This is a genomic window from Photorhabdus australis DSM 17609 (assembly GCF_000711895.1).
GTDB classification, from domain to species: Bacteria; Pseudomonadota; Gammaproteobacteria; order Enterobacterales; family Enterobacteriaceae; genus Photorhabdus; species Photorhabdus australis.
In genome coordinates, this window is sequence record NZ_JONO01000036.1 from 20,372 (window position 1) to 47,046 (window position 26,675).

Annotated in this window: 28 protein-coding genes; 3 read left to right on the plus strand and 25 right to left on the minus strand. The window is 43.3% G+C overall.

The annotated features are described in order from the left end of the window. Positions 1–11: 11 nt before the first annotated feature. Positions 12–242 carry a glutaredoxin-like protein NrdH gene (gene nrdH, locus BO26_RS11655; RefSeq protein ID WP_036771531.1) on the minus strand — a complete coding sequence of 77 codons (231 nt, stop codon included), beginning with the start codon at positions 240–242 and terminating at the stop codon, positions 12–14. A gap of 337 nt (positions 243–579) precedes the next feature. Here nrdH and BO26_RS11660 point away from each other — a divergent pair, with 337 nt between their 5' ends. Next, positions 580–1,041, plus strand: coding sequence for a methylated-DNA--[protein]-cysteine S-methyltransferase (locus tag BO26_RS11660; protein ID WP_036771532.1), 462 nt, complete (start codon positions 580–582; stop codon positions 1,039–1,041). A gap of 217 nt (positions 1,042–1,258) precedes the next feature. Further along, complete coding sequence (cspE, locus tag BO26_RS11665) at positions 1,259–1,468, plus strand: transcription antiterminator/RNA stability regulator CspE (protein ID WP_021323071.1); 210 nt, start codon at positions 1,259–1,261, stop codon at positions 1,466–1,468. A 73-nt stretch (positions 1,469–1,541) separates the two neighbouring features. On the opposite strand, the gene crcB is transcribed toward cspE, so the two are convergent. From crcB to miaB, 24 genes are all read right to left on the minus strand, one after another. Then, entirely contained in the window at positions 1,542–1,916 is a 375-nt protein-coding gene (gene crcB, locus BO26_RS11670) for a fluoride efflux transporter CrcB (RefSeq protein ID WP_036771533.1), read from the minus strand. Positions 1,917–1,930: 14 nt separating this feature from the next. Then, on the minus strand, positions 1,931–2,896 hold the full coding sequence (gene lipA, locus BO26_RS11675; RefSeq protein WP_036771535.1) for a lipoyl synthase: 966 nt from the start codon (positions 2,894–2,896) through the stop codon (positions 1,931–1,933). A 109-nt stretch (positions 2,897–3,005) separates the two neighbouring features. Continuing rightward, entirely contained in the window at positions 3,006–3,635 is a 630-nt protein-coding gene (lipB, locus tag BO26_RS11680; RefSeq protein WP_036771536.1) for a lipoyl(octanoyl) transferase LipB, read from the minus strand. 143 nt (positions 3,636–3,778) lie between these two features. Continuing rightward, positions 3,779–4,042, minus strand: a complete 264-nt coding sequence (ybeD, locus tag BO26_RS11685; protein ID WP_015835287.1) for a DUF493 family protein YbeD — start codon at positions 4,040–4,042, stop codon at positions 3,779–3,781. A gap of 156 nt (positions 4,043–4,198) precedes the next feature. Next, complete coding sequence (dacA, locus tag BO26_RS11690; protein ID WP_036771579.1) at positions 4,199–5,410, minus strand: D-alanyl-D-alanine carboxypeptidase DacA; 1,212 nt, start codon at positions 5,408–5,410, stop codon at positions 4,199–4,201. 162 nt (positions 5,411–5,572) lie between these two features. Next, positions 5,573–6,583 carry an endolytic peptidoglycan transglycosylase RlpA gene (gene rlpA / locus BO26_RS11695; RefSeq protein WP_036771537.1) on the minus strand — a complete coding sequence of 337 codons (1,011 nt, stop codon included), beginning with the start codon at positions 6,581–6,583 and terminating at the stop codon, positions 5,573–5,575. A 13-nt stretch (positions 6,584–6,596) separates the two neighbouring features. Further along, positions 6,597–7,709 carry a peptidoglycan glycosyltransferase MrdB gene (gene mrdB / locus BO26_RS11700; RefSeq protein WP_036771582.1) on the minus strand — a complete coding sequence of 371 codons (1,113 nt, stop codon included), beginning with the start codon at positions 7,707–7,709 and terminating at the stop codon, positions 6,597–6,599. Positions 7,710–7,717: 8 nt separating this feature from the next. After that, positions 7,718–9,613: a peptidoglycan DD-transpeptidase MrdA gene (gene mrdA, locus BO26_RS11705; RefSeq protein WP_036771538.1), complete on the minus strand. Its 1,896-nt coding sequence runs from the start codon at positions 9,611–9,613 to the stop codon at positions 7,718–7,720. A 39-nt stretch (positions 9,614–9,652) separates the two neighbouring features. Then, entirely contained in the window at positions 9,653–10,123 is a 471-nt protein-coding gene (rlmH, locus tag BO26_RS11710; protein ID WP_036771541.1) for a 23S rRNA (pseudouridine(1915)-N(3))-methyltransferase RlmH, read from the minus strand. Positions 10,124–10,125: 2 nt separating this feature from the next. Then, a complete protein-coding gene (gene rsfS / locus BO26_RS11715) occupies positions 10,126–10,452 on the minus strand; it encodes a ribosome silencing factor (protein ID WP_074439079.1) in 327 nt (108 codons plus the stop codon). Between the two features lie 97 nt (positions 10,453–10,549). After that, positions 10,550–11,227 carry a nicotinate-nucleotide adenylyltransferase gene (gene nadD, locus BO26_RS11720; RefSeq protein WP_051690961.1) on the minus strand — a complete coding sequence of 226 codons (678 nt, stop codon included), beginning with the start codon at positions 11,225–11,227 and terminating at the stop codon, positions 10,550–10,552. Continuing rightward, on the minus strand, positions 11,211–12,251 hold the full coding sequence (gene holA, locus BO26_RS11725) for a DNA polymerase III subunit delta (RefSeq protein WP_036771545.1): 1,041 nt from the start codon (positions 12,249–12,251) through the stop codon (positions 11,211–11,213). Before holA ends, nadD begins: the two co-directional genes overlap by 17 nt. Further along, positions 12,248–12,796 (minus strand): LPS assembly lipoprotein LptE, encoded by a 549-nt coding sequence (lptE, locus tag BO26_RS11730; protein ID WP_110882746.1) that lies wholly within the window; start codon positions 12,794–12,796, stop codon positions 12,248–12,250. The genes holA and lptE overlap by 4 nt, the downstream gene beginning before the upstream one ends. A gap of 13 nt (positions 12,797–12,809) precedes the next feature. Beyond that, a complete protein-coding gene (gene leuS, locus BO26_RS11735; protein WP_036771547.1) occupies positions 12,810–15,392 on the minus strand; it encodes a leucine--tRNA ligase in 2,583 nt (860 codons plus the stop codon). A 163-nt stretch (positions 15,393–15,555) separates the two neighbouring features. Beyond that, positions 15,556–16,281, minus strand: a complete 726-nt coding sequence (locus tag BO26_RS11740; RefSeq protein ID WP_036771549.1) for an amino acid ABC transporter ATP-binding protein — start codon at positions 16,279–16,281, stop codon at positions 15,556–15,558. Continuing rightward, positions 16,281–16,955: a glutamate/aspartate ABC transporter permease GltK gene (gltK, locus tag BO26_RS11745; protein WP_036771552.1), complete on the minus strand. Its 675-nt coding sequence runs from the start codon at positions 16,953–16,955 to the stop codon at positions 16,281–16,283. Before gltK ends, BO26_RS11740 begins: the two co-directional genes overlap by 1 nt. Further along, positions 16,956–17,696 (minus strand): amino acid ABC transporter permease, encoded by a 741-nt coding sequence (locus BO26_RS11750; RefSeq protein ID WP_036771554.1) that lies wholly within the window; start codon positions 17,694–17,696, stop codon positions 16,956–16,958. A gap of 134 nt (positions 17,697–17,830) precedes the next feature. Then, positions 17,831–18,724 (minus strand): amino acid ABC transporter substrate-binding protein, encoded by an 894-nt coding sequence (locus BO26_RS11755; protein ID WP_036771556.1) that lies wholly within the window; start codon positions 18,722–18,724, stop codon positions 17,831–17,833. A 441-nt stretch (positions 18,725–19,165) separates the two neighbouring features. After that, entirely contained in the window at positions 19,166–19,627 is a 462-nt protein-coding gene (locus BO26_RS11760) for a carboxymuconolactone decarboxylase family protein (protein ID WP_036771558.1), read from the minus strand. Positions 19,628–19,744: 117 nt separating this feature from the next. Beyond that, on the minus strand, positions 19,745–21,274 hold the full coding sequence (lnt, locus tag BO26_RS11765; RefSeq protein WP_036771561.1) for an apolipoprotein N-acyltransferase: 1,530 nt from the start codon (positions 21,272–21,274) through the stop codon (positions 19,745–19,747). A 7-nt stretch (positions 21,275–21,281) separates the two neighbouring features. Beyond that, entirely contained in the window at positions 21,282–22,163 is an 882-nt protein-coding gene (gene corC, locus BO26_RS11770; RefSeq protein ID WP_015835269.1) for a CNNM family magnesium/cobalt transport protein CorC, read from the minus strand. Positions 22,164–22,235: 72 nt separating this feature from the next. Further along, positions 22,236–22,703, minus strand: coding sequence for an rRNA maturation RNase YbeY (ybeY, locus tag BO26_RS11775; protein WP_036771564.1), 468 nt, complete (start codon positions 22,701–22,703; stop codon positions 22,236–22,238). Next, positions 22,700–23,677 (minus strand): PhoH family protein, encoded by a 978-nt coding sequence (locus BO26_RS11780; RefSeq protein WP_236637440.1) that lies wholly within the window; start codon positions 23,675–23,677, stop codon positions 22,700–22,702. Before BO26_RS11780 ends, ybeY begins: the two co-directional genes overlap by 4 nt. Positions 23,678–23,764: 87 nt before the next feature. Beyond that, complete coding sequence (gene miaB, locus BO26_RS11785) at positions 23,765–25,195, minus strand: tRNA (N6-isopentenyl adenosine(37)-C2)-methylthiotransferase MiaB (RefSeq protein WP_036771565.1); 1,431 nt, start codon at positions 25,193–25,195, stop codon at positions 23,765–23,767. A gap of 197 nt (positions 25,196–25,392) precedes the next feature. Here miaB and ubiF point away from each other — a divergent pair, with 197 nt between their 5' ends. Further along, on the plus strand, positions 25,393–26,574 hold the full coding sequence (gene ubiF / locus BO26_RS11790) for a 3-demethoxyubiquinol 3-hydroxylase (RefSeq protein WP_081861897.1): 1,182 nt from the start codon (positions 25,393–25,395) through the stop codon (positions 26,572–26,574). Positions 26,575–26,675: the final 101 nt, after the last annotated feature.

Sequence of the window (26,675 nt, forward strand, 5' to 3'; positions counted from 1 at the left end):
TCATAATAAACCTACAAATTCTCGGCTAATGTGTTGATTTTATCAAGGTGGAATCCTGTCCAGTGCTGTGTGCCTGCGATGACTACTGGAACTTGCTGGTAGCCCATAGCATGAACAATAGCTAAAGCTTGAGGGTCTTTGGTTAAATCAACAATCTGATAAGGAATATTTCTTTTGCTTAGGGCTTGGTAGGTTGCGCTGCATTGTACGCAGTCAGGTTTGCTATAAATAGTAATGCACATTAAGCACTCCTTTTCCAGTTTGTGGGCATGTAGTGACAAAGTTTGGTTTATTAGTAATAATTTTCTAAAAGGTACTAATTTGAATTATACTACATATGGTGTTTTTTTATTTCAACCACACTATATATGGTGTTAATTCTATATTGAATGACCATTGTCAAAATTACAGGGTCAGTTATTCCTTGTGGTTGGAAGGCTTTTTTCTTCTTCAGGAAAGCTTAAGCTTTCTAGTCGGTGGTAAGGGAGCAACTGAATTCATCATTGCAATTTATTGAAAAGACGATTTACTCTAATCTCAATAATGACTTATATTTTTTCAAGTTCGAGGGAGGTGGTTATGTATCATCAGTATTTTGAGACACCTAAAGGATTTCCTAAACCGTATGTTCATATCACTGCGGATGATAAGGGAGTGACCAGTCTATATTTTGTTGATGAAAAAACAGCGCCTGAAGTGAAAAATGATGTTACTAAACAGAGCGTAAAAGAGCTGCGAGGATATTTTTCGGGTAAACGTACTGAGTTTTCTGTTCCACTCAACCCTGAGGGAACGGAATTCCAACAACGTGTATGGTTGCAGTTATGTAAAATCCCGTTTGGAGAAGTGTGGAGTTATAAACAATTATCATTGGCATTAGGCTCAGCGAATTATTGTCGTGCAGTAGGCATGGCTAATTCTCGTAATCCGATATCAATAATTGTGCCTTGTCACCGTGTTATTGGTCATGATGGAAAATTAGTTGGATATACCGGTGGTTTAAATATTAAAAGCTGGTTATTAGAACATGAAAAAGCATAACAGTTCGCTTATTTGATGAGTCGCCTGATAAAAGACCAGAGATGGTGATAGAATATTTATATATGTGCATTATTTAGCAGCAAAACTAAATAAAGATGACATCTATCGTATTTTATTATGCTTTTCGTGATCTTGGTTGTAGACAGTGAACCAATTTATTTGCTGTACTGTATGCGACACAGGTTTTGTGTCTTATTTCACGTTAAAGGTATGTTTGATGTCAAAAATTAAAGGTAACGTTAAGTGGTTTAATGAATCTAAAGGATTCGGGTTTATCACTCCAGAAGATGGTAGCAAAGACGTATTCGTGCATTTCTCTGCTATTCAGAGTAACGGATTTAAAACTCTGGCAGAAGGCCAAAAGGTAGAGTTTGAAATCACTGACGGCGCTAAAGGTCCATCTGCTGTAAACGTTGTCGCTATCTGATTTTAACTCCGTATTTCGAAAACCCGTTGTTTCAACGGGTTTTTTTTAATTTTTGCTATATGTGTAATGAAATTTAAAGCTCACCCATCAATGCGAAAGCTAAGATTGTCATCAACAGTGATCCAAAAAGATTAAGTAAAACAGTTCCCAGTGCCCATCCTAGTTTTCCGTCTAGTAATAGATAAACAATTTCGACAGAAAAAGTAGAAAACGTTGTTAAGCCACCACAAAATCCGGTAGTTAGCATTAATTTCCAGGTCGGATTAAGATATGTGGCTCTATTAAAATATGCCAACCCCAACCCGATGATGAATGCACCAATACAATTAACGGTAAGGGTACCAATTGCGATGTTAATTGGAATATTATTAAGGCGGAGGCTTATAAACCAACGTAATACACTACCTAAACCTCCACCGATAAATACGGCCAGAATAATATTAAGCATAACTAGGCTTATGGTTATTTAACTTCTTCACCCTTGGCTTGCAAATCAGCGTGATAAGAAGAACGAACAAATGGCCCACAAGCCGCATGGGTGAATCCCATCGCTAGTGCTTCTTCTTTCATTTCATCAAATTCTTGTGGACTGACATAGCGCTGTACTGGTAAATGGTGGCGGCTAGGTTGTAGATATTGGCCCAGAGTCAACATAGTGACACCATGGCGGCGCAGATCACGCATAACATCAAGAATTTCTTCGTTAGTTTCACCGAGACCCACCATCAGACCTGATTTAGTTGGGATATCAGGATGGGCTTCTTTGAACTTTTCGAGTAATTTCAGTGACCACTCATAGTTTGCTCCAGGGCGTACCTGACGGTAAACCCGTGGCACGTTTTCCAGATTATGATTAAAAACGTCCGGCGGTGTCGCTGTCAGTATTTCAAGAGCACGATCCATACGTCCACGGAAATCAGGGACCAAGGTTTCAATTTTAATGGATAGATTTTTTTCACGGATAGCAGAAATACAGTCAGCAAAGTGCTGAGCACCGCCGTCACGCAGATCATCACGGTCAACGGAAGTGATAACGACGTAGCGTAGTGCCATATCTTTAATGGTTTGTGCCAGTTTTACCGGTTCGTTGGCATCAGGAGTCATCGGGCGGCCATGGGCAACATCACAGAAAGGGCAACGACGGGTACAAATTGCGCCAAGGATCATAAAAGTTGCTGTACCGTGATTGAAACATTCAGCCAGGTTGGGGCAGGAAGCTTCTTCACAAACGGAATGCAGACCATTCTTGCGCATAGCAGATTTGATACCCTGAATGCGGCTGGAATCCGCAGGAAGTTTAATTTTCATCCACTCAGGTTTACGCAAGATTTCTGTACGTTCGGTAATCACTGTTTTGACAGGGATCAGCGCCATTTTGTCAGCGTCGCGGTACTTAATTCCGCGTTCCATCTGAATTGGTTTACTCATAATCGTGCTGGTTCCAGTGTTAAATTCATCAGGTTGAGATTTATCTTCAGTCCACTGCGTGATAAATCCATTAAAAAATTTTTGAGAATATTAAAAAATTATATCATCTTTAGCGATTCAGTTTAAATCCCAACTGCTGACAGAATGTCTCTACCAAAATTGGTTGTACTTGCTCAATAGTAATTCCAGGAACTAATTCACTGAGTTGAGTCATTTTCATACCAGAATAGCCACAAGGATTAATTCGTAGAAATGGTTCTAAATCCATGGCGATATTAAGCGCTAGCCCGTGGAAAGAGCAGCCTTTACGTATTCGTAATCCGAGGGAACAGATTTTGGCTTCATCGACATAAACACCAGGAGCATCAGGTCGGGCATAGGCTTTCACGCCAAAATGAGCAAGTGTTTTAACGACAGTGTCCTCTATCGCTGTAACTAATTGTCGCACACCAATTTTGGCGCGCTTGATGTCAATCATGACATACATAACCTGCTGACCAGGACCATGATAGGTGACTTGCCCACCACGGTCGGACTGAATAATCGGAATATCACCGGGAAATAATAAATGCTCTGTTTTACCTGCTTGTCCCTGAGTAAATACTTTTGGGTGTTGTACCAGCCAGATTTCATCGGGTGTGTTAATATCTCGTTGCTCAGTAAACAAATGCATTGCATCAGAAATCGGCTCGTAAGGTTGTATTCCTAATTGGCGTAAGAAAATTGTTTTATATTGCAATTGAGATTTCGTTTGGTCGCTATAAGATTTAGCCAGTATAACCCTCAGAAAAGATTCTCACCAGTTTAGTACACTCGAAATTGTGGTGCTTCTGATAAATAAAAAATCCCCTGATAAATTACAGGGGATTGTTTGGGTTTGTGTTACAACACTACTCGTACCAGTTCAAGGTTACCTAACTCTTCGTATAAAGTTTCTATTTGTTCAATGTGAGTAGCATTGATAGTAATGGATACTGAGTGGTAATTGCCTTTACTGCTTGGCTTCACTTGTGGAGAGTAATCGCCCGGCGCGTGGCGCTGAACCACTTCAACGACCTGATTGACTAACTCAGGTTCAGCTAAACCCATCACTTTGTAGGTGAATGAGCAAGGGAACTCAAGCAGTTCATTTAATTTCGTTTTCATGGGCGCTCCTGTTTTCTGTTTTGTTTTTCGCAATACGTATAGTCAGTCTTTTCTATAAAATCTTATATCTTCCCCGTCTTAAATCACGGGGATGTTTATTACGGTCAGGCTATAAGTCCGACTCGCTTCGGTGGGTTTCTGTTTTAGGTTTGGTGATTAGCCAAACCAGTGATGGAACAGCAATTTGATATAGTCGATAAAACGGCTGAAAATACCGCCTTCTTTCACCTCATTCATGACAACTAAAGGACGTTGTTCAACGGTCTTGCCATCAAGTTGAAAGTTGATCGTACCGACAACTTGATTTTTCGCCAATGGGGCATGTAATTCAGTATCATTCATGACATAGCTGGCTTTCAGATCTTTCAAACGGCCTCTGGGAATAGTTAGATAAACATCTTTATCAACGCCTAGCTGAACCCTATCGTTGTCTCCAAACCAGACAGGTTCTGAGGCAAACTCTTTGTCAGCTTTCAGTGGAGCAACAGTTTCAAAGAAACGAAAACCCCAGGTTAGCAGTTTTTTACTTTCTGTCTCACGGCCTTTATAAGTGTGACCGCCTAGTACCGCAGAAATCAGACGCATATCGCCTTCAGTTGCAGAAGCGACCAGGTTATAACCTGCTGCATTGGTGTGGCCAGTTTTGATACCATCTACATTCAGGCTTTTATCCCACAACAAACCGTTGCGGTTTATCTGACGGATGTTGTTGTAAGTAAATTCTTTTTCTTTATAGATCGTATACTCTTCAGGGACATCACGGATTAGCGCTTGACCAATCAAGGCCATATCACGGGCAGAGCTATATTGGCCTTCTGCATCCAGACCATGAACAGTTTTGAAATTTGTATTCTGTAAGCCAAGTGATTTTACGTAGCCATTCATCAGATTAACAAACGACTCCTGGCTGCCAGCAACATAATCCGCCATTGCAACACAAGCATCATTACCGGATTGCAAATTTATACCACGGGATAGCATGGAAACTGAGACTTGATCTCCAGGTTTGAGGAACATCAGGGAAGAGCCTTTAAATACCGGATTACCTGTTGCCCATGCATCAGTACCAACAGTGACCATATCATTTGGCCCGATTTTGCCTGATTTGATTGCCTGGCCAATAACATAACTGGTCATCATTTTTGTCAGGCTGGCAGGGTCACGACGTGAATCTGCGTTCATTTCAGCCAGAACTTTGCCTGAGTTGTAGTCGATAAGAATATAAGCTTCAGCATCAATCTGGGGTACACCTGGGATCATCGTTTTCAGGTTTACATCGTTCCCATTGGCAAAGGCAGATACGTTCATTGCCAGCGCAATACCTAAGGTAGCGCTTTTTATAAAACGAGAGGTGGTTGTGTATTTCATGGTCGGTTGAACAATATCCGTGAGAAAAGGTTGATATCGGGCCACATCATAGCAAATGAAAAAAAATACTAACATTGGCAAATTTTGACAGGCCGCAGGTTTACGTTTTTTTACCTCGCTTGCTGATATCTGAGCAAAACCCAAATATCGGCAAGAGGATAGTTAAGGGCTGACAATAAAAGAAGATTGCTGTATTTGGTCAGCCAGTTTCTGTTGCAAATCGGTAGCTTGCTGGCGATTGTTGAATGGCCCTAATTGTACACGATAAACATTGCTATATTGAATTACGCGTCCTTGAACATTAAAGCGCTGTTCTAACGTTTGTTGCCACTCTTTTGCCCGTTGTTCGCTGCTAACGGCACCAACCTGAACCATAAAGCTACTTACTGATGGTCCTGTTTGTGCTGTTGTTGCCAAGTTGCTGTCTGTAACAGGTTTAGGTGGTTGTAGCTTCATTACAGGTAGTTGCTCTGTGGCTTTTGGTTGTATAGTCAATAGTTGTGTCTGTTCCACAGGCTGAGCAGTCAACGGTTGGCTGCTGGTTTGATCAGGAACGTTTTCTATTCTGGGTGTTCCTAGTGGGCTTGTTGTCAGAGTCGGTCTGCCAGGCAGAGCGTAACTCTGTTTAACTATCTGGCTGCCAACAGTACCGGGACCAGATACAGAACCATCCTGAGCAACCTGAATAAAATCAATTTTGACTTTGGTACTTTGAGTCAGATTCAGGCGTTCAGCAGAAGCTTTCGATAGATCGATAATTCGTCCAGGTTTATAAGGACCTCGGTCATTAACTCTGACAATCATCATACGGCCATTACTTAAATTGGTCACGCGAACATAACTTGGAATTGGTAGTGTTGGGTGGGCGGCTGTCAGTGCATACGGGTTAAAACGTTCACCAATTGCTGTCATTTTGCCATTGTGTTCTGCACCATACCAACTGGCGTAACCTGTTTCACTGAACAGGGATGGATCTTGCACAATATGATAAATATGCCCGTTCATCTGATAATCATTATTGGCGCCAGGATGATAAGGCTCATAGCGAGGTTCTGCTCCTAGGACGTCCTGCGTTGGTACCGCTGGTAACGGGGGAGATTTTTGCTCGTTAGGAGCAGTACAGCCGGATAACAAAGCTGAAATCATGCCGAGTATAAGCCAGTTTTGACGCATTGAGACCTCTTCTCTATAAACTTTTAGACAATAATTTTCGGTGTGTATGAATCGACATTATAATTCCGAAACCAGCCATTAAGACGATCAATGCTGAACCACCATAACTAACAAATGGCAGTGGAACCCCTACTACAGGTAAGATGCCGCTTACCATGCCGATATTTACGAATATATAAACAAACAGAATTAACATCAGGCCACCAACCATGACCCGGCCAAAAGTATTCTGTGCTCTGGTTGCGATAACCAGTCCGCGCATAATTAATAACAAATATAATGTTAGTAACAGTAGTACACCGATCAAACCAAGTTCTTCCGAGAGTACGGCAAATATGAAATCTGTATGACGTTCTGGAAGAAACTCCAACTGAGATTGTGTCCCGAGTAACCAACCCTTACCTGATAGGCCACCGGAGCCAATGGCGATTTTTGATTGAATGATATGGTAACCTTTTCCTAGTGGGTCAGTTTCTGGATCAAGTAACATCATTACCCGATCGCGCTGATATCCATGCATCAGAAAAAACCATAGAATCGGGATAAAACAGGCTAATAACAGAGCTGCAATACCAATCAACCGCCAGCTCATCCCTGCAAGAAATAGGACAAACAGGCCAGAAGATGCGACCAGAATTGAAGTACCGAGGTCTGGTTGGGCGGCGACTAGTAGAGTCGGAAGAAAAATCAGTATCAGAGCGATGGTTGTATTTTTCAACGATGGTGGACACAAATCGCGGTTCATGAAGCGGGCAATCATCAGTGGTACAGCAATCTTTGCAATTTCAGAAGGCTGAAAACGGATGATACCTAGATCGAGCCAGCGTTGCGCCCCTTTACTTATCTGTCCGAACGCATCAACAAAAATTAGCAAAATGACACAAACAATATATAGATAAGGTGCCCAGCCCTCATAAACTCTTGGTGGGATTTGCGCCATAATTATCATGACAACCAATCCGGCACCAATTTGGCCGATTCTGCGCTCCATCATCCCCATATCTTGACCGCTGGCACTCCACATGACAAAAGCGCTGTATACTAGTAGTGCTAGAATGCACAACAACAGTGGTGGGTCGATGTGTAATCTGGTCCAGAGAGGAACCTTTTTCTGGTTTTCTGTCATGGCATCATTCAATCGTTTTCTGTTCCGGGTGGTGTTGGGACTGCATCCGGTAATATTGTGTTGTTATCCCCTAACAGTACATGATCGAGGATTTGGCGAACAAGGGTTCCCACTGCCGGACCCGCGCCACCATTTTCTAGAATAATAGAAAGGGCTACTGTCGGGTTTTCATAAGGAGCGAAGGCAATCATTAGTTTGTGATCCCGTAAATGCTCAGCAATTTTACTAGCATTGTAAGTTTCATAGCTATAGACCTGTGCTGTTCCTGATTTGGCAGCTGCTTTATAAGGAGTTTTAGTAAAATTTTTGTGGCCGGTACCGTTTGGTAGGTTAGCTACACCATACATACCGCTTTTGGCCAGTTCCCAGTGTCCTGAGTGAATATCACCTATCTGAATATTCTCTGTTTGTTGATAAGGGACTATCTCACCTTTCAGTTTTTTGCCCAGTAGCAAATGCGGTGTTTTTACGTTACCGTCATTAATTAAGGTTGTTAGTGCTTTCACCATTTGAATTGGCGTTGCTGTCCAGTATCCTTGGCCGATCCCAACAGGAATAGTATCTCCCTGATACCAAGGTTTTTTATATTTTCTTTGTTTCCATTCACGGGTAGGCATGATACCTGTGCGTTCTTCAGACAGGTCAATGCCAGTGTAGTCACCATAACCGAACTTAATCATCCATTCAGATAGTCGGTCAATTCCCATATCATAGGCAACCTGATAGAAGAATGTATCTGCAGATTCCACGATGGATCTATATGCATTTAGACTGCCATGCCCCCAGCGTTTCCAGTCACGGTAGCGTTTTTCTGAGCCTGGTAATTGCCACCAGCCCGGATCAAAAATGGTGGTATTTTTATTGATAACGCCTGTGCTCAGTGCTGCAACGGTAATAAAAGGTTTTACAGTTGAAGCAGGAGGGTAAATTCCTTGAGTTGCACGATTAATAAGGGGTCGGTCAGGGTTATTCAATAATTCCTGATAGTTCTTATTGGATATTCCATTTACGAATAGGTTTGGATCATAGCTTGGGTTAGATACCAGAGCTAGAATTTCCCCATTGCGTGGATCACTGACAACAACGGCTGCGCGGCTGGTCGTGAGTAGTTTCTCAATGTAGATCTGTAACTCAAGATCGATCGTCAGATAGATATCCTGCCCAGCCTGTGGCGGCTGTTCATGTAATTGACGTATTACACGGCCTCGATTATTGACTTCAACTTCTTCATAACCCGTTTTTCCGTGTAAAACAGACTCATAATAGCGTTCAATACCCAGTTTGCCGATATCATGGGTAGCCGCGTAATTAGGTAAAATGCCTTCTTTATCCAGCCGTTCTACATCTTTATCATTAATTTTAGCAACATAGCCAATGATATGAGTCAGTGCTGAACCGTAAGGATAAAAGCGGCGTTGATAGCCTTTTATTTCAAAGCCAGGAAAACGGTATTGATTAACGGCAAAGCGTGCTACTTGGATATGATCAAGTGAAGTTTTCAGTGGAATAGAAGTAAAGCGGCGCGAGCGTTTACGTTCTTTTTCAAAGTTGGCAATGTCTTCGTCAGTCAGATCGAGAACATTCCGTAAATCATTCAGCGTTTGCTGAAGGTTCTCGACCTTTTCAGGTATGACTTCCAACTGGTAGATTGTTCGGTTGAGTGCTAATGGTGTGCCTTTACGGTCATAAATAATACCGCGGCTCGGCGCGATTGGAACCAGCTTGATACGGTTTTCGTTTGAACGGGTTTGGTAGTCTTCGTGACGAGTGATCTGTAAATGGTAAAGATTGGCAATCAGGATACCTGTCAGTACTAGGATGATAATAAACGCCACCAATGCGCGGCGGGCAAACAAGGCTGATTCAGCCGTATAATCACGAAAAGGAGTACGTTTATTCTTCATCCCATTGCCAGAATTCGCTTTTATCCGTTGGTAACCAAATTATTCCCGGTGATAGGGATGATTGGTGGTAATGCTCCATGCCCGGTATAGGCTTTCAGCAACTAAAACCCGGACCAAAGGATGGGGTAAGGTCAAAGATGACAATGACCAGCTTTGTTCTGCCGCAGCTTTACATGCTGGTGCAAGACCTTCTGGCCCACCTATCAGTAAACTGACATCTCTGCCATCCTGTTTCCAATGTTCAAGCTGCTGCGCCAGTTGAGGTGTTTCCCAACGAGAACCCGGAATGTCTAGAGTGACAATCCGGTTGCTTTTGCCGACAGCAGCCAGCATCTGTTCACCTTCTTTCTCCAGAATGCGTTTAATATCAGCATTTTTACCCCGCTTCCCGGCAGGAATTTCTACCAGATCAAATGGCATATCTTTAGGGAAACGGCGTAAATAGTCCATGAAGCCGGTCTGTATCCAGTCCGGCATTTTCGTACCTACAGCAACTAATTGCAGCTTCAAACTCAGCTCCAAAGTTTTTCAAGTTCATACATGCGGCGACTTTCTTCCTGCATGACATGTACGATAACTTCACCGAGGTCTACGACAATCCAGTCGGATACGCCCTGTCCTTCAACACCAAGTGGGGCCAGACCACTCGCACGACAGTCATCAACCAGATTATCTGCGACAGACATCAGGTGGCGGTTGGAAGTTCCGGTGCAGATAATCATGCAATCGGTAATACTGGATTTCCCGTGAACATCCAGAGAAACAATATCTTGTGCTTTGGAGTCTTCAAGTTTATCAATAACAAATTGTTGGAGTTCTCTACCTTGCAAAAGGTTCATCCTTATTTTTTATCAAATTGATCAAATAGCGCCGAATAATAGCATGCCAGGCCACTCGAGGGTAAGCCAACTAAATGACTAATCGGGCTAGATTTCGCTATTGGCGATATAACCCCTGTGAATTTATATACTTTTGTACTAAAGGGGGGAGTAAATCATCACAACTCAGCCCTTGCTGGTGGCGTTGTCGGACATCTGTTGCTGAGATATGCAATAGTGGTGTGTTTGCCAGATAGATATAACCGTTAGGTTTACTATTAAGTAAGGCTGGATTGTAGATTTGGTGCTGCGTAAGCCATTGCTGCATTTCAGTTGTTGAAAGCTGGGTTTGATAACCGGGGCGAGCACAAATCAGTAAATGGCAGATATTAAGTAGTTCTGACCAACGATGCCAGGTATGTAGCGATAACAAAGCATCCTGACCGATGATAAATGCCACTGATTGCCCTTCACCAAACTCCTGACGGAATGATTCCAATGTATCGATTGTGTAGGAAGGGGAGGTCCGTTCCATTTCACGGGTATCGATTGTAAACAGTGGATTGCCTTGTGTTGCTAGTTTTACCATTTCAAGCCGCTGTTGTGCTGTGGCTTCTGGTTGTGGTCGATGAGGGGGAACATGGTTTGGCAGCAGAACCACTCGTTTCAGGCCAATTTGATGTGCCAGAGTTTCGATTGGATGCAGATGTCCATAGTGGATTGGGTCAAATGTTCCACCAAATAACGCTTGAATAACGGGTTGTACTGGGCAAGTAGAGTTAATTGTATGAGGCATTAAAAAAGCTCTCAGGTAGTGTTTTTCCACATAACAACATGGAAAGTGTTTCTAAATCTGGCCAGACGGACTGACCGTAATCCTGTTTAACTCGGAGCTCTATCTGTACAAGTAAATGAATTGCTCGCTGTAAATCGTGTTGAGTGAGACGTTGCAGCGCACTTGTTAGTAATGCGCGGCGGTTTTGCCATACCCGATGCTGATCTAACAGAGTTTTCATGGGAGTTGTGGTGCTTTGACGTTTTAGTGTAAGCAACAGTTGTAATTCGCGCTGTACAGTACGCAGCAGAATAACAGATTCACAATCCTCCTGTTTTAGCTGTTTCAGAATATGCCAGGCGCGTTTTGCCTTTCCTGATAATAGTGAGTCTGCCCAGTGATAAGGTGTGAAGTGAGCTGCGTCATTTACGGCATTCTCAACACGGTGCAAAGTCAGTTTACCATCTGGGTATAGTAGAGAGAGTCGCTCAAGTGCTTGAGCCAGGGCCAGTAAGTTTCCTTCATAACAGTAGCACAGCAATTGATTGGCTGGCTTTTCCAGAGTCAGTTTCATGGTTTTAGCCCGTTGTGCGATCCATTGAGGCAGACGGCTCAGTTCGGGTGTCTGACAGCTGATGTAAACCCCGTTTTTTCCTAATGCTTTAAACCAGTTACTGTTCTCTTGTGCTTTGGTTAATTTTGAACCGCGCAGTATCAATAGTATATCGGAGTGAAGCAATTCCTCCAGTTTTACCAATTGCGCCGCCATGACTGTATTAGGGCCATTTTCCGGCAGCAGTAAAGTGAGTGTTTGACGGCTGGCAAATAGGCTTAATGACTGGCAAATACTGAATATCTCACTCCATTCGGTATGATTATCCAAGGTATAAGTGAAATGTTCCGTGAAAGAGAACTGTTCAGCGGCCCTGCGGATATGATCTTGGCTTTCCTGTAGTAGCAGAGGGTCATTGCCCCATATTAGATAACAGTTTCGCAGCCCTTCATTGAGCTGCGAAATCAGTTGTTCGGGATAGAGTTTGATCATTGTGCGTGTATAGTTTGCTGTCCCGCTTGTTTTTCCCTAGCCTTTTGTTCTTCTGCACTGTGTACAGTCAGTAATTGGCGTACTAACTGACGGGCAGCCTGTTCACGCATTTCCTGATTGATCATCTCGTTTTCAGCATCTTTCGCCAGTGCTTCTAACGGGTTATCGAAAAAAGAACGGTCAACCCTGGATTGGAGTGGATATACGCTACCATCTGGCATAATAACCTGAGCATTGACATACAGAGTCAATTGGCGTTCAGCAGCCTTACCATCTTGGAAAACAGAGACCGTATCTTTATTTTCAGAAGAGTTAATTAACTTCAGAACAGGAATTTCGGCGCTGCCATTTTCAAGGATGGTGACGTTATTCAGACGAAGTTGCTGGCGCACAGAACGAGTCAGTGGCCCGTATGGGTCGCTACTTGTTAATTGCAGCTTTTTGAGTTCCTGTGGTACCTGAGTGGTACCTCGCAGATGAAAACCGCAGCCAGCGGTGACCAGCACCGCTAACCCCAGCAACAACGTTAAAATACGATGCTGCACATTGCCTCCTTTATTAGCCGACGACCAGATTCAGTAATTTGCCTGGTACGTAGATGATTTTACGAATAGTGACGCCCTCAAGATATTTAGCCACTCCATATTCTTTTGCAGCCATATCATGAACATATTCTTTCGTCGCATCCGCTGGCACAGTAACACGACCACGCACTTTACCGTTAACTTGAATAACGACTAATTTGGTGTCGTCAACCATGGCCTGTTCATCAGCCTGTGGCCAATTAGCCGTATCAATGTCACCCTTACCACCCAGAGCTTGCCACATAATAAAACAAGCATGAGGAGTCATTGGTGACAACATGCGGACAACTGCCAGTAAAGCTTCCTGCATCAGAGCGCGATCTTGCTCAGTTTCTTGTGGTGCGCGGGTCAGTTTATTCATCAATTCCATTATGGCAGCAATGGCGGTATTGAATGCTTGGCGGCGACCTACATCGTCTGTGACTTTAGCAATGGTTTTGTGCAGATCACGGAACAGATCTTTCTGTTCTACTGTTAAGCTTGTGATATCCAGCGGTTGAGTTGCCCCTTTGCTGCTATGTTCATAAACTAGGCGCCATACACGTTTCAGGAAGCGGTTTGCTCCTTCAACACTGGATTCTTGCCATTCCAGAGTCAATTCTGGTGGCGCTGCGAACATCATAAACAGGCGAACGGTATCAGCACCATATTTTTCTACCATCAATTGTGGGTCAATACCGTTGTTTTTGGATTTAGACATTTTGCTCATGCCGGTATAAACCAGTTCATGACCTTCTTTGTCTGTTGCCTTCATGATGCGGCCTTTATCATCACGCTCAACATTGGTATCAGCTGGGGATACCCAGATTTTTTCACCGTTTTTGCCAATGTAATAAAAAGCATCTGCCAGAACCATTCCCTGACATAACAGACGCTTAGCAGGTTCATTGGAATTGACCATGCCTGCATCACGCATCAATTTATGGAAGAAACGGAAGTACATCAGGTGCATGATGGCGTGTTCGATACCACCGATGTATTGGTCTACTGGCAACCAGTAATTAGCTGCTGCTGGATCGAGCAGGCCCTTATTATAATCTGGGCAAGTGTAGCGAGCGTAATACCAAGAAGACTCCATAAAGGTATCGAAGGTATCCGTTTCACGCAATGCTGGTTGACCGTTGATAGTGGTTTTTGCCCACTCAGGATCAGCTTTAATTGGGCTGGTGATGCCATCCATTTTGACATCTTCTGGCAGAATGACTGGCAGTTGATCTGCTGGAACCGGAACAACCGTGCCATCTTCCAGCGTCGCCATTGGAATAGGAGCACCCCAGTAACGTTGACGGGAAACCCCCCAGTCACGCAGACGATAGTTGACTTTACGCTTACCTACGCCCATTTCCACCAGTTTATCAGCAATGGCATTAAAACCAGCTTCGTGATTTAAGCCACTAAATTCACCGGAATTAAATAGGACATTCTTATCCGTTATGGGGGCTTCATGAACATTTGGCTCATTACCTTCATTGTCCAGAATAACGGCTTTCATTGGCAGGTTATATTTTGTCGCAAACTCCCAGTCTCGTTGATCGTGGCCAGGAACTGCCATGACAGCGCCGGTGCCGTATTCCATCAGGACGAAATTTGCAACCCAGATTGCTACTTTCTCTTTGGTCAATGGATGAATAACAAACATACCAGTTGCCATGCCTTTCTTCTCCATTGTTGCCATATCTGCTTCTGCAACTTTGGTATTACGGCACTCATCAATGAAAGCAACTAGTTCAGGGTTATTTTCTGCTGCTTGTTTTGCCAGAGGATGACCTGCGGCAACTGCAACATAGGTAGCGCCCAGGAACGTATCAGGACGAGTGGTATAGACGGTCAGTTTTTCCTGGCTATCAGCTACATCAAAAGTGATTTCTACGCCTTCGGAACGACCAATCCAGTTGCGTTGCATGGTTTTGACCTGCTCAGGCCATTCTTCCAGCGTATTCAGATCGTTTAGTAACTCTTCGGCATAGGCAGTGATTTTGATAAACCATTGTGGAATTTCTTTTCGTTCGACTTTAGTGTCACAACGCCAGCAGCAGCCATCGACCACTTGTTCATTAGCTAGAACGGTCAGATCGTGAGGGCACCAGTTAACTGCGGAGGTCTTTTTATAAACCAGACCCTTTTCATACAATTTAGTGAAGAACCACTGTTCCCAACGGTAATATTCCGGGGTACAGGTTGTGACTTCACGATCCCAGTCATAACCGAAGCCCAATGTTTTCAACTGACCTTTCATGTATTCGATATTGGCATAGGTCCACGGCGCTGGTGCGGTGTTGTTTTTTACTGCTGCCCCTTCTGCGGGCAGGCCAAATGCATCCCACCCAATAGGTTGCAGGACATTTTTACCAAGCATACGTTGGTAGCGGGAGATAACATCGCCAATAGTGTAGTTGCGTACATGGCCCATGTGTAGTCGGCCAGAAGGGTAAGGTAGCATGGACAGGCAATAATATTTTTCTTTGCTGTTGTCTTCTGTCACTTTGAAAGTCTGCTTCTCTTGCCAGTGAAGCTGAACTTGCGGCTCTATATCTTCTGGACGGTATTGTTCTTGCATGGCACCGGTAATCCTATGGTGAGTAAAAAGCTACGTTTTGTAGCAATAATTTAATAAATAAAATATGAGATCGGTATAGCATATCTGATTTGATACATAAGCAACAGGGGGCTGAGGGAAAATCCGGTGGCGACAGGTGCTACCACCGGGAATGATATAATAACTAATGAAGAATTTTAGCTAAAAATTCTTTGGCGCGATCTGATTTCGGATTTGCAAAGAAATCTTCTTTTTTGCTGTCTTCAACGATTTTGCCTTCATCCATAAAGATTACCCGATTGGCTACCTTACGGGCGAAGCCCATTTCATGAGTAACAACCATCATAGTCATACCTTCGTCTGCTAGTTTAACCATGACATCGAGTACTTCATTGATCATTTCAGGATCAAGTGCAGAAGTGGGTTCGTCGAACAGCATGGCGATAGGGTCCATACACAATGCACGAGCGATAGCCACGCGTTGTTGCTGACCACCGGAAAGTTGTGACGGGAATTTATTAGCCTGATTGGCAAGCCCAACACGTTCAAGTAATTTTAACCCTTTTTCTTCAGCTGCTTTTTTATCGCGGTTAAGCACTTTAATTTGAGCCAGAGTTAAATTTTCAATGATAGATAGATGTGGGAACAGCTCAAAATGCTGGAACACCATACCGACTTTGGAACGTAATTGCGCTAAATTGGTACTTTTATCATTGACTTTAATATCATTGACCAGAATTTCACCTTGCTGGATGGATTCCAGACCATTAACCGTTTTTATCAGGGTGGATTTGCCGGAGCCAGAAGGGCCACAGACTACAACGACTTCACCTTTTTTAACTTCAGTTGAGCAGTTAGTGAGAACCTGAAATTGGCCATACCACTTGGATACATTTTTCAGGGAGATCATCAAACAGTCCTTTTTTTCAAATAGTTAACCAGCATGGATGCGGCAAAACTAATAATAAAATAAACAAACCCAGCAAACAGAATCATTTCAACCTGAGTACCATCACGTTCACCGATATTCGCCGCAGTACGGAAAAAATCTGCCAAACTGAGTACATACACCAATGAAGTGTCTTGAAACAGCACGATACCCTGCGTCAATAACAGAGGAGTCATCGCACGGAATGCTTGAGGCAAGATAACTAGTCTCATACTTTGCATTGGTGTCATACCTAATGCCAGTGCTGCCGAAGATTGCCCGCGGGAAATACTCTGAATTCCCGCCCGGATAATTTCTGAATAGTAAGCTGCTTCGAAAAAGGCGAATGCAACCATAGCTGAAATTAAACGAATATCTGTTTTCGGAGAAATCCCCAGAACATTCTGCACCAGGCTAGGCACAATCAGGTAGAACCATAACAGTACCATAACTAGTGGCACAGAACGGAACAGATTGACATATAAAGTGGCAAACCAGCTCAGTACTTTTACAGAAGAGAGGCGCATAACGGCCAGCATGGTTCCCCAGAGAATACCAATAACAACAGCAATAATAGTGATTTTTGCTGTAATGACTAAGCCTTGTAGCAGAAATGGGATACTGGGGATAATTGAACTCCAGTCAAACTCGTACATTTATCGACCTCCAATATTACCCGGTAAGCGCACTTTTTTCTCAAGCAAGTGCATGGCAAGCATAATCACCAGATTGATTCCGATATAGGCCAACGTAATGGCGGTAAATGTTTCATAAGCATGTGCTGAGTAATCAAGTAACTTACCTGCCTGTGCTGCCATATCTACCAGACCAATAGTGGAGGCGATGGCGGAGTTTTTTACCAGATTCATCATTTCTGAAGTCATTGGTGGAATGATGACTCGGTAAGCATTTGGTAATAGAACATAACGATAGGTTTGTGGCAGGGTTAACCCCATTGCCAGCCCTGCTGCTTTTTGACCACGTGGTAATGATTGTATGGCGGCGCGGACCTGTTCACACATCCGTGCCGCGGTGAAAAGACCTAAACAAACAGTAGATGAGATGAAAAACTGGATATTAGGGTCTAGTTCAGTTTTAAACCACAGGCTGATTTTTTCTGGCAGTAGTTCAGGTACAACCAGATACCAGATAAAAAATTGAACTATCAGTGGTACGTTACGAAAGAGCTCAACATAACAGGTACCTATCCCAGATAATATTTTATTGGGAACAGTACGTAAAATACCGAATAGCGAACCGACAATGAAAGCGATAATCCAGGCGCAGATAGATAAGGCGATTGTCACCTGAAATCCTGCGATCAACCAGCCTAGGTAAGTCGTATTGCCGAAGGGAGCTGCTTGCAAAAAGATGCCCCAATTCCAATCGATTGACATAAATAATACTCCCTGCAAGGGTGTAGCTTGATCCCCTGAAAACAATTGATTGGCTAAGAAAAAAAAGCGAGGCAGGGAACGGCCACCTCGCACCCTGTGATGCCAATCAAATAGTCATTTCTTTAATTATATTTTTAATCAAGAGCCTTATCATTTGGTGACTTAAATAGTGCTTTCATTTCATCAGACAAAGAGAAGTTCAAGTTCAGATTCTTGGGTGGAATGGGTTGTGTGAACCAGCGTTCAAATGATTTCTCTGCCACTCCGGAAGTTTGCGCCTGAACAATGGTCTCATCGATCAGCTTCTTGAATTGAAGATCATCTTTGCGTGATATACAACCATAGGCTTCTCTAGACTGAGATGTACCAACGATTTCCCATTGGTTAGGTTTTTTCGCTTTGGCACGTTCACCGGCTAGCAGAGCATCATCCACCATAAATGCGATTGCGCGGCCGGATTCCAGAGTACGGAATGAGTCACCATGATCTTTTGCACTGATAATGCGCATTTTCATGTTTTTTTCATCGTTGAGTTTATTCAGCAATACTTCAGAAGTCGTACCTGCTGAGACAACGACATTTTTGCCTGCTAAGTCAGGGAAATCTTTTATACCGGAACCTTTTTTAGTTAACAAACGTGTATTAACAATAAAGATAGAGTTTGAGAAAGTGACTTGTTTTTGGCGCTCAAGGTTATTAGAAGTGGAACCGCATTCGAAATCGTAAGTGCCATTTTGTAGCAATGGGATGCGATTTTGAGAAGTTATGGGTATCAATTTTACTTGCAGATTTGGCATGTCCAGTTTCTTCTTCACCGCTTCAACAATCAGATTAGAATAATCCTGAGAGTAACCGACGACTTTTTGCTGATTATCGTAGTAAGCAAAAGGTACGGAAGATTCACGATGTCCCACAATGATCACACCATCATCTTTGATCTTTTTTAGTGTTCCCGTGAATTCTTCGGCCTGAACAGCCCCCGCCATGCCAAGTAACATCATGGTTAATACTAGGTTACGCATACGCATATACAACTCCTTTAATGTGGCTATCGTTTGCGATGTTGTGTTTGCAAAAGTCTCTCTGTGATTTGTTTTTAATCGAGGATCATTTGCTGTCATATGTATATATAGTGTTAAAAAATAGTACAAAAGGGTTAGTCAATGAAAATGGATTGTTTCTATTTCGGGAGCTGTCTCGCACTATAAATGAACAATGCTGTTTATCTTGCACAATAAAGGTGCGTGATTATCATTTTTTTAGTGCATTTTCCCCTTTCTGGTTATTGAAACAGTTATTTCCCTTTTCATTCATAGATATAGCAGCAATTAGCGTGCCAAAATAGTAAAGAAGGGTAAAATTAGCACCAATAAGTTGTTTAAGTAGGTTATTTGCATAACATAGAGTGATATCAGTTGTTGAGGGTTAGCATAGTTAATTATCGCTAGTAATTAACTATGCTGAATTTCTTAAGATAGGTCAGTAGCCGAATTGGGCAAAGTATATTTCATACCAATTGCCAGACGGTTCCAAAGGTTAATAAGACCGATTAATAATGTTAGATCGACAATCTCCTTTTCATCAAATTCTGCTAATAATTGGGTGTAATGTTCATCCCTTGCCCCAATTTCGGCAATCCGGGATAAAGCATCTGTCCAGCCTAAAGCTGCACGTTCTCGTGATGTAAAAATGGGTGACTCTTTCCAGGCACTCAGGAGATAGAGTTTTTGTTCGCTATTTCCTGCCTTGCGGGCAGCTTTAGAATGCATATTAAGACAAAAGGCACAGCCATTGATTTGGGAAGCCCTTACCTTAACGAGTTCAATGAGTGCCTTACCGAGGGTGGACTGATAAGTTAATTCATCGACTTTTGCAACAGCGCTATAAAGCTCTGGTGAAATTTCTGCTGGCCGCAGACGACTCGTTTGCATAACTTGTTACTCCTTTATTTTTTCTATCGATGGGATGAAAAAATGGATTGAAAGTTAGTCTGTTTTGCATGATACAAGGGAGCAATTTTGCCCCCTTCTGGTGCATGGATGTCGGAATTAAGATTTACGGCGGTTATATATCAGGGCAAATAAGGTAAACAATACGGTAACTACCCATACCGGCCAGTTACCCCAGCGTGCATATGGTGTTATCCCGGTTGCAGGTGTCACCTTAGCTTCCAAAACATTACGAGTAAATTGTGGGAGTGCTGTTTGCACTTTCCCGTCTGGGCCGATAACGGCTGTAATGCCATTATTGGTACCACGTAGTAACGGACGTCCTAATTCCAGGGAACGCATACGTGCCATTTGGAAATGTTGCCAGGGGCCGATTGAAGCACCAAACCAAGCATCATTGGAAACAGTGAGTAAGAATTCTGTATCTGGTTTGAAATTAGAACGAACTTGCTCACCAAGTACAATTTCATAACAAATGGCGGCGGTCAGGTTATATCCTGCAACAGAAAGCTGTGGTTGAATGTAATTGCCACGGCTGAATGAAGACATTGGCAAGTTGAAGAATGGCGCCAGAGGTCGGAGTAGCGATTCAAGGGGAACAAACTCTCCGAATGGCACCAGATGATACTTATCGTAGCGAGTGGTCGATGGATATTGATAAGGTATTTTATCACCCAGAACAATCAAGCTATTATAGGTCTTATAACTGTCACCAACAGTTCTTTCATCAACGATACCGGTAATCAGGCTGGTGTGCTGATTACGTAACAGCATATCCAGTTTTGCCAGAAAACCACGCTGATAACTTTCCAGTGATGGAATTGCAGATTCAGGCCAGATGATAATAGGCGTTTTACCAATGTATGGGCGACTGTTATTTAAATAAATGTCCAGAGTTTCACTGAGCATATTGGGGGCCCATTTCAGGGATTGTGGGATATTGCCCTGAACCAGCGCCACATCAACCGTTTTTTCCGGTTGCAGGTTATACCATTGGTAATGACGTATTGACCATGGTAATAGCAGAAGGGCGATAGCAATAATACCAGAAACAAAGTTTCGCTGTATGACCGCCAAAACTAATAGCCCGCTCAGTGCCATCAATAGGAAAGTAATTGTTTCAACACCGAAAATTGGAGCAATGGCTTTCATCGGACCGTCTAATTGACTATAACCGAATTGCAGCCAGGGAAAACCAGTCAGAATCCAGCCACGCAGGAATTCGGTGACTTGCCATAATGCAGGTGCTGCTATAGCCAGCCTCACCCCGTTCGTTTTTGCAAAAAAACGGTTAAGTAAGCCAGCGAATAGAGCGGGGTAGATCGATAGATAGGCGGCAAGTAAGATGACCAGAAAAATATTGACCGCGGTTGGCATGCCACCAAAATCAGCGATGCTGACATACACCCAATTTACGCCACTGCCAAACAGGCCGAATCCCCAACAAAAAGCGATAAATGCTGCTTGTTGGGTTGTTCTGTTTAAGGTCAGCAATTGTAGCCCAAACAGGGAGATAATCGAGGCGGGCCAGAAGTCAAAAGGTGAAAAAGCCAGTGTTCCACTGGCTCCGAAAAATAGCGCCAGCAAAGCACGAAGCCGCTGACAATGTAATAATGAAACTTTGTTCATTTAGACCTTATTCTTCTTCGAGGTTAGGCATTGGTGCATCGTCTGGTATCGTAACATGGACCTGAATAATTCTCCGACTGTCAGCCATGGCAACTTTAAAGAGATAGCCGTTGATATCAACAGATTCCCCTCGGGCTGGCAAATGACCGAATGCTTGCATAACCAGACCGCCAATAGTATCTACTTCTTCATCGCTGAATTGGGTACCAAAGGCTTCATTAAAGTCTTCAATTTGAGTTAGTGCCCGCACTGTATAGGTATGACGGCTAAGGGCACGAATATCGACATCTTCTTCTTCATCATATTCGTCTTCAATTTCACCGACGATTAGTTCAAGAATGTCTTCAATAGTGACCAGACCCGATACACCACCGAACTCATCAATGACGATTGCCATATGATAACGTTGAGAACGGAATTCTTTCAGCATGCGGTCAACCCGTTTACTTTCAGGTACAACGACAGCCTGACGCAGAACTTTATCTATGCTGAATGGTGGGGCATCGGTGCGCATAAATGGCAATAGGTCTTTTGCCATTAAAATCCCTTCAATGTGATCTTTATCTTCACTGATCACAGGGAAACGTGAGTGGGCTGAATCGATAATCACATCCAGACATTCGTCCAGGGTTTGATTACGTTTTAAGGTAACGATTTGGGAACGGGGGATCATGATATCACGGACACGTTGATCGGAAATATCCATTACCCCTTCGAGCATATCGCGGGTATCAGGATCAATCAGATCGTTTTGTTCAGAGTCACGGATCAGTTCCACCAGTTCATCACGGCTTTTTGGCTCACCGTGAAAAAGTTGGTTAAGAAGGAGAGTAAAAAAACCTTTCTTAGGGCCAGGGTTATCGTTACTTGAAGGATGGTCGTCGCTCATGGCGTTTTAATGAAAATTTCCCATTAAATAAGTTGTTGTTGGTATTTTTTAGCACAAAAATGGTGTAGGTGGTTACTCTTTTTCTGCAAGATAGGGATCAGAATAACCTAACTTTTGCATAATTTCTGTTTCCAGAGATTCCATTTCTTCTGCTTCATCATCTTCGATATGGTCATAACCTAACAGGTGTAGGCATCCGTGTACAACCATATGTGCCCAATGTTCTTCTACTGTTTTTTGTTGCTCCTTTGCTTCTGTTTCAACTACTTGGCGACAGATAATTAAATCACCGAGTAGAGGTAAATTAACCTCTGGTGGTGTTTCAAATGGAAAAGATAGTACATTTGTTGGTTTATCTTTACCACGGTAAGTCAGGTTTAAATCGAGACTTTCTGCTTCATCAACAATACGGATTGTTACTTCACTTTCAGGTTGGAACTGAGGTAAAACCCCATCCAGCCATTGCTGGAATAGGGTTTCTTCAGGAAGATTTTGTGCATTCTCGCAAGCAATTTGTAAATCAAGTATGACTGAGCTCATTGTGTTTCCTGCTTGCGTTGTTCACTGGTGATTTGTTTACGCTTCTGCTCAGTTGCTTCCCATTCTTCATAAGCGATGACGATTTTGGCAACAACCGGATGACGGACAACATCATCACTGTGGAAGAAGTTAAAACTTAGCCCATTGACTCCTGACAATACTTCAATTGCATGGCGCAGACCAGATTTCTGTCCGCGAGGTAAATCAATTTGGGTGACATCCCCAGTGACAACCGCTTTGGAGTTGAAACCGATACGAGTCAGGAACATCTTCATCTGCTCGATAGTCGTGTTCTGGCTCTCATCCAGAATAATAAAAGCATCATTCAGGGTTCGTCCACGCATATAAGCTAATGGTGCAACTTCAATAACATTACGTTCGATCAGCTTCTCAACTTTTTCAAAACCTAGCATTTCAAATAAAGCGTCGTAGAGCGGGCGCAGGTACGGATCAACTTTCTGGCTCAGGTCACCAGGCAAGAATCCTAGTTTTTCACCAGCTTCTACTGCTGGACGGGTTAACAGAATGCGACGAATTTCCTGACGCTCCAGTGCGTCGACCGCAGCAGCAACAGCGAGATAAGTTTTACCAGTGCCAGCTGGACCAACTCCGAACGTAATATCATGACTGAGAATATTGGCGATATATTGCGTTTGATTGGGAGTTCGTGGTTTTACCATACCGCGCTTAGTACGAATATTAACGGACTTGCCGTAGTCAGGCATGCTTTCGGCGGTTTGTTCCAGAACCCGGCTCTCTGTAATTGCTAAGTGAATCTGTTCTGGCTTGATATCAGGGATTACCCCACGAACAGGGGCAGTTTCCACATATAAATGGCGTAGAATATTGGTGGCTGCGCTAACGCACAGCGGTTTACCCATCAGTTTAAAACGGTTATCTCGTCGGCTGATTTCAATACCCAACCGGCGTTCAAGTTGTTTCAAATTATCATCAAACGGACCACACAGGCTCATTAGGCGCTGATTATCGGCTGGTTCGAGGAAAATTTCCTGAGTTGCTACTTGTGAATAAGTTTGTTGAATCACTGATTATCTCTATGTTTAAGGCTGATAAATGCCGACTCCGATTTCATCTTCTTTACGGGTACGGGCTATTACGGACTCAGGTGATTCGTGTATACGAAGATCCATCAGATCTTCGGTACGGATAACTTTACCGCGTAGTGAGTTGGCGTAGACATCAACAATTTCAACATCAACGAACTTGCCAATCATGTCAGGCTGACCTTCGAAGTTGACGACTCGATTGTTTTCAGTACGGCCAGAAAGTTCCATCACATTTTTACGGGAAGTTCCTTCAACCAGAATACGTTGTACGCTGCCCAACATAGCACGGCTGTAGTTCATAGCTTGTTGGTTAATGCGCTGTTGTAGCAGGTAAAGGCGTTGTTTTTTCTCTTCTTCGCTGACATCATCAGGCAGATCAGCTGCCGGTGTTCCCGGACGAGCAGAATAGATAAAGCTATAGCTCATATCGAAATTGACATCAGCGATCAACCTCATAGTTTTCTCAAAGTCATCTTGGGTTTCGCCTGGGAAGCCAATGATAAAATCAGAGCTTATCAGGATATCAGGACGTGCTTTACGTAGTTTGCGAATAATGCTCTTATATTCAAGAGCAGTGTGCGCCCGTTTCATCAACGTCAGAATACGGTCAGAGCCACTTTGCACCGGTAGATGCAGGAAGCTAACCAATTCCGGCGTGTCTTCGTAAACAGCAATAATATCGTCTGTAAACTCAATTGGGTGGCTAGTCGTAAAGCGAATACGGTCAATACCATCTATGGCCGCTACCAAACGAATTAACTCAGCGAAAGAACAGATATCACCATCATAAGTGGCGCCACGATAAGCGTTCACGTTCTGACCGAGGAGATTGACTTCACGTACGCCTTGAGCGGCAAGCTGTGCGATTTCAAACAGAACATCATCGCATGGGCGGCTAACTTCTTCTCCGCGGGTATAAGGTACGACACAGAAAGTACAGTATTTGTTGCAGCCTTCCATAATAGAAACGAAAGCAGACGGACCTTCAGCACGTGGTTCAGGCAGGCGGTCAAATTTCTCGATTTCCGGGAAGCTGATATCAACAACCGGGCTGCGGGTGCCTTTCACCTGGTTGATCATCTCAGGTAAACGGTGCAATGTTTGCGGCCCGAAAATAATATCTACACATTGAGCGCGCTGACGGATGAAATCCCCTTCCTGAGAGGCGACACAGCCACCGACTCCAATGATGATATCTGGATTGGTATCTTTTAGGTTTTTCCAGCGGCCTAATTGATGGAAAACTTTTTCTTGCGCTTTTTCACGGATTGAACAGGTATTCAATAGTAAAATGTCTGCTTCTTCGGCGACATCGGTTAACTGATAACCGTGAGTGCTTTCTAGTAGGTCGGCCATCTTAGATGAGTCATATTCATTCATCTGACAGCCCCAAGTTTTAATATACAGTTTTTTTATCGTCGACATTTTCTTGTGCATCCGAGCTTTTACAGTGCTGAAAGGTATTATTGCACTGCAAAAGCAGTTGTGTATTAGGCATAAAGTTGTCGGGTATTGTATTCATTTGAAGGAGCAGTGACCAGACTGTTAAACAGGATATTCTCTACCGGAGAATTAAAAATTCGGTACACTGTACTAATCAATGGGTTAATAGCATGACTGAGATGAATAATTCACAACAGATTTTTGATGTAGTGGTGGTTGGTGCTGGCATGATCGGCGCTGCAACAGCATTGGGGCTGGCACAGGAAGGTTGGACAGTCGCTTTATTGGATCATCAACCACCACAATCTTATGATGCACAGAGTCAGCCTGATGTGCGCGTATCGGCGATTAGCTGTGCTTCTGTGGATCTGCTCAAACAGTTTGGTGCATGGGATTCAGTATTACAGATGCGCGGTGTGCCGTACCGTAAATTGGAAACTTGGGAACAGAATGATTCCAATTTAGTGTTTGATGCGAAAAGCCTGGGGTTGCCTGAGTTAGGCTATATGGTTGAAAATCGTGTTTTGCAGTTGGCTCTTTGGCAACAGTTTGAAAAACATCCTAATCTAACTTTGCTGTGTCCGACAGTACTACAATCTATGCAACGTCACAAAGAAAGCTGGTTAGTTACTTTGTCTGACGGAACTAAAATTAATACCCGTTTGATTGCTGGCGCTGATGGTGCCCATTCTCAGGTTCGCAAAATGGCTGGAATTGGCAGCCATGGTTGGCAGTACAGACAGTCTTGTATGTTGATTACGGTAAAAACGGAACAGCCACAACAGGATATTACCTGGCAGCAGTTTTTTTCTTCAGGTCCAAGAGCATTTCTTCCGCTATTTGATCAATGGGCTTCGTTGGTATGGTATGACAAACCGGCTCGTATACGGCAGTTACAGACAATGTCAATGGTTCAACTTGAGCAGGAAATTTTTCAGGCATTTCCTGTACGGTTAGGTAAAGTGACTCCAATTGCAGTTGGCTCATTTCCTTTAACTCGGCATCATGCTAACAGCTATGTGCGTGAAGGGTTGGTATTGCTGGGTGATGCTGCTCATACAATTAATCCACTTGCTGGGCAAGGGGTGAATCTTGGTTACCGTGATGTGAATACTTTGCTTAATGTTTTGGTGAAGGCCAGAGAATTAACAGAACAATGGGATTCATTGGAAGTGTTGATGCGTTATCAGCGCTGTAGAATGCCGGATAATCTGATGATGCAGGCTGGAATGGATCTATTTTATACGGTGTTCAGTAGTGAGTTCCTGGGGTTGAAAGTAGCACGTAATTTGGCTCTGATGGCAGCTCAACGGGCTGGTGTAATGAAAAAAGCGGTGCTTAAGTATGCGTTAGGATTGTAACGTATAGGTATAGATTGGTAGTGAAGATTGCAAGCACGTCGTAAATCTATTTATGGCGTGAACAGTTCACTTTTCTTTAGATAGAGCTAATTGACAAGTTA